At 59.1% G+C, this 3,625-nt stretch carries 6 protein-coding genes; 2 read left to right on the top strand and 4 right to left on the bottom strand.

The window, feature by feature from the left end:
- The coding region (locus ACLP2E_RS14690) for a class I SAM-dependent methyltransferase (RefSeq protein ID WP_442466375.1) at positions 1-426 on the bottom strand (426 nt) is incomplete at its 3' end.
- A 343-nt stretch (positions 427-769) separates the two neighbouring features.
- Between ACLP2E_RS14690 and ACLP2E_RS14685 the strand changes: the two genes are divergently transcribed.
- Together ACLP2E_RS14685 and ACLP2E_RS14680 are read left to right on the top strand one after the other, a co-directional pair.
- A complete protein-coding gene (locus ACLP2E_RS14685; protein ID WP_442466374.1) occupies positions 770-958 on the top strand; it encodes a hypothetical protein in 189 nt (62 codons plus the stop codon).
- Complete coding sequence (locus tag ACLP2E_RS14680; protein ID WP_442466373.1) at positions 955-1,911, top strand: tyrosine-type recombinase/integrase; 957 nt, start codon at positions 955-957, stop codon at positions 1,909-1,911. Before ACLP2E_RS14685 ends, ACLP2E_RS14680 begins: the two co-directional genes overlap by 4 nt.
- Positions 1,912-1,941: 30 nt before the next feature.
- Here the strand turns inward: ACLP2E_RS14680 and ACLP2E_RS14675 are convergent, their stop codons facing one another.
- From ACLP2E_RS14675 to ACLP2E_RS14665, 3 genes are all read right to left on the bottom strand, one after another.
- Entirely contained in the window at positions 1,942-2,160 is a 219-nt protein-coding gene (locus ACLP2E_RS14675; RefSeq protein ID WP_442466372.1) for a hypothetical protein, read from the bottom strand.
- 41 nt (positions 2,161-2,201) lie between these two features.
- The gene (locus ACLP2E_RS14670; protein ID WP_442466371.1) at positions 2,202-3,005 is read right to left on the bottom strand and encodes an enoyl-CoA hydratase-related protein; all 804 of its coding nucleotides are present in this window, start codon (positions 3,003-3,005) and stop codon (positions 2,202-2,204) included.
- Positions 3,006-3,152: 147 nt separating this feature from the next.
- Positions 3,153-3,625 (bottom strand): SDR family oxidoreductase (locus tag ACLP2E_RS14665; protein ID WP_442466370.1); only part of this gene is annotated, 473 nt, incomplete at its 5' end.

The raw sequence follows: 3,625 nt of genomic DNA, 5'->3' as shown, positions 1-3,625 counted from the left end.
TCCGCCGACCCGCAGAGCATGCTTGAGGCGTTGAATATATGCATTCTGTTCCTTTTCGCCCGTAAGAAAGTGGAACGTGGCACGGTCGTGCCAAACATCGTAGATTTCGGATGGTTGCCATTCGGTTGCATCGGCCACAATCCATTTGACCCGGTTTCCCTTGCTGCCAAGGCGAGCGCGCGCGGATGCGAGGGCGGCGGCGGACAAATCCAAGACCGTGACGCTCTCGAAGCCCTGCGCCAGCAGACTATCGACAAAACGCGATGCGCCGCCGCCAATGTCGATGATGGCGGATGAGGACTGCGCGCCCGTCAGGCCGAGTAATTCGAGGGAAGGCGCAGGGGTCTCCTGAAACCAGCTCACCTCCGCCTCGCCCTTGGACGAGTAGACATTTTCCCAATGGGTTTCACGGTCGGTCGCAGACATCGCTCGTCCCCGATTTCTGGCATGCGCCTGCCGAAAACACATCGGAATCGGTCGCAGCCCGAGTAACCCTGACCGTCTATATCGCAGCAAGAGTGGCCACAAACACGTCGTCAACGAACGTCGTTCCGGTCGCGTCGCGTCAGGCCGATCATGGAACGTCCCGGACCCGCAAAACGAGCACTCGAATTTGTTCGCTCGACAGCCCGCCCAATGTAGGCGCAGCAACACCGGTTTGCGACTACGTCGGCCACCTCGGCGCGACGAATTTCATAACTCAGATCGTGAGCTTGGCCTTGGCATCTATATATGATAATGTCCTTTAACACCTTTAGCGAGATCGCTCATGAAGCTCCTCAAGGAACGCTCCAGCAGGGAATTGAACGCCGCGCTCGGCCATCTCGACGAAATCATCGAACATGTGGTGCAGGACATGGAGACGACTCCGGGGCCGGGATGGGAGGCCATTCTCGACCTGTTGCGCGGCGACCGTGATGAGATTGAGCAAGAACTGAATCAGCGGGGCGACACTTGAACCATCTCGCCCTTAGTCTCACCCATCACATCCCCGCCCTCGTCCATGCCGCAGGGCCGCGTGCCTCGACGCGCTTTTTGGAATTCTTTGTCCTCAACATCCGCAATCCAAACACGCGCCGCGCCTATGGTGGCGCGATATCGGAATTTCTCGACTGGTGCGTCACTCGCGGCGTCACGTCGATCACGGACGTGCAGCCAATGCATGTCGGCGCGTATATCGAAATGCTGACGCGCAGCCTCAGCGCGCCGACAGCAAAACAACGACTGGCGGCAGTTCGGATGTTGTTCGATTGGCTCGTCATCGGCCAAATCATCCCGACCAATCCCGCCGCATCCGTGCGCGGTCCGAAACACGTCGTCAAAGTTGGTAAGACGCCCGTGCTCGACCCGACAGAAGCCCGCGCGCTGCTCGACGCCATCGACATCAGCACGCCGGTCGGCCTGCGGGACCGCGCCCTGATCGGCCTGATGGTCTATTCCTTCGCGCGCATCGGCGCCGCGATTGGCATGAAGGTCGAGGATGCTTTCATTCAGAACCGCCGCCTTTGGGTGCGGCTGCACGAAAAAGGCGGCAAGCTTCATGCGATGCCGTGCCATCACAATCTGGAAACCTACCTGCACGCATATATCGACGGATGCGGGCTCGCCGACGATCCGAAGGGACCGCTTTTCCGGACCATTGGCCGAGGCACTGGCAAGCTCACCCGAACGCCCCTGCCCCAAGCAAACGCTTATGCGATGATTCAGCGGCGGGCTGCGTGCGCCGAAATCGAAACCAATATCGGCAACCACACGTTTCGCGCCACCGGCATCACCGCCTATCTCAAAAACGGCGGGACGTTGGAAAAGGCCGCTGCAATGGCCAACCATTCATCCACCCGCACAACACAGCTCTATGATCGGCGCCACGACGAAATGAGCCTCGATGAGATTGAACGGATAGTAATTTGAGGAGCTGCAAACCGCATTTACCGGCTTATACTACGGGCGCTTCGTCACCATCCGCCACAGCTCGGCCCAAATAACGGCATCGGCGTCGGCGCGGTGACGACGATTTCGCTCTGCGTCCTCTCTAGTCTGTTTGAGACTCGCCAGATCGAAATTTCGATCCGCAGCGGCGTGCTCCAGCAAGATTCGGGCGTCGGTGTGGCGAATGATAAAGGCGGGCTCGACACCAAGCGGTTTGAGTTCGGATTCCACTCACGCGATTGCCGGAAGCCCGCGAATTCGACGCGGCGAAGTCAACGACCCAGAAACTTCGCGGCGCGCTTCGCGAGAAAGGCCGCTGTTCCCTCCGCCTTGTCGTCGGTGGAGGCGCACACTGCGAAGAGTGAGCCTTCAAGAGCGAGACCTTCCGACAAGCTCGTCTCCATGCCCTTGTTCACGGCCTCAAGCGCAAATTTTATCGCAAGCGGCGCGTTGGCCGCGATTTGTCGCAAAATTGTTTCAGCGCGCGCGAGCAAATCCGCATGGGGAACGATCTCGTTGACCAGACCCACCCGGTAAGCCTCTTGCGCGTCAATCGTCGCGCCGGACAGGATGAGTTGCAGCGCTCGTCCCTTGCCGACCAGACGGGCAAGCCGCTGCGTCCCGCCAAAACCGGGAATGAGGCCAAGCTTGACTTCGGGCTGACCGAATTTGGCGTTATCGGACCCGAGCCGGATGGCGCAGGCCATCGCGGTTTCGCATCCGCCGCCCAACGCATAACCGTTGACCGCCGCAACGACAGGCTTGCCGAATGTCTCGATAAGATCGAGCACCGCTTGGCCTTGGCGCGAATAGGCTTCGGCTTCGATCACATTGAGCCGCGCAAGCTCGCCGATGTCCGCCCCTGCGATAAACGCTTTGTCGCCCGCGCCGGTAAGGATGACCCCCAGAACAGAAGTATCATCCCGAGCGCTTTCGAAAGCCGCCCTGAGTTGCGTCAACGTGACTCGATCAAGGGCGTTGAGGACCTTTGGTCGATTGATGGTGATAAGGACGATGGCATCCTTGCGTTCATAGAGAACGTTGGCTTCCGCCACCGGCTCGACTGCGATTTTCATGTTCTTCGCTCCAGTTGGCCACGCTAATTTTGTAGTTCATCGGCGCGGGGCGCACAAAACCAGCATCGGATGAGCGGATTGTGATCTGAGGCTCGCCACGGGGTGCAGCCGCGCGACCGCCGCGAAGATCGCCAAGCGCTCGGTTGCCTAACCGCGACCAATAAAAGGCATTTTTGTCGCCATGACAGTTAGATTTTGCACATTGGCGTCGAGCGGCAGGCTGGCCATATAGACCAATGCTTCGGCGACGTGTTTGGGATCGATGACCGGCTCGCTTTTGATTGAGCCGTCAGCTTGACGAATGCCTGAAGCCATCAGCAGCGTCATGTCCGTCGCGGCATTGCCGATGTCAATTTGGCCACATGCGATGTCATGGGCGCGGCCATCAAGCGACGTCGCCTTGGTCAGACCGGTAATGGCGTGTTTTGTCGCCGTGTAGGGAGCGGAAAAGGGGCGCGGCGCGTGGGCGGAAATCGAACCATTATTGATGATTCGACCGCCACGCGGCTCCTGCGCTTTCATCAGTTTGAACGCCTGCTGTGTGCATAGAAACGCCCCGGTCAGATTGACGTCCACGACGGATCGCCAATGTTCATAGCTCAATGTTTCGAGTTCGACAG

Origin of the sequence: Rhodoblastus sp. (genome assembly GCF_052145335.1) — a bacterium.
Classification (GTDB): Bacteria; Pseudomonadota; Alphaproteobacteria; order Rhizobiales; family Beijerinckiaceae; genus Rhodoblastus.
The sequence above is the reverse complement of the archived record's forward strand: the minus strand, read 5'-3'. Positions and strand labels throughout refer to the sequence as shown.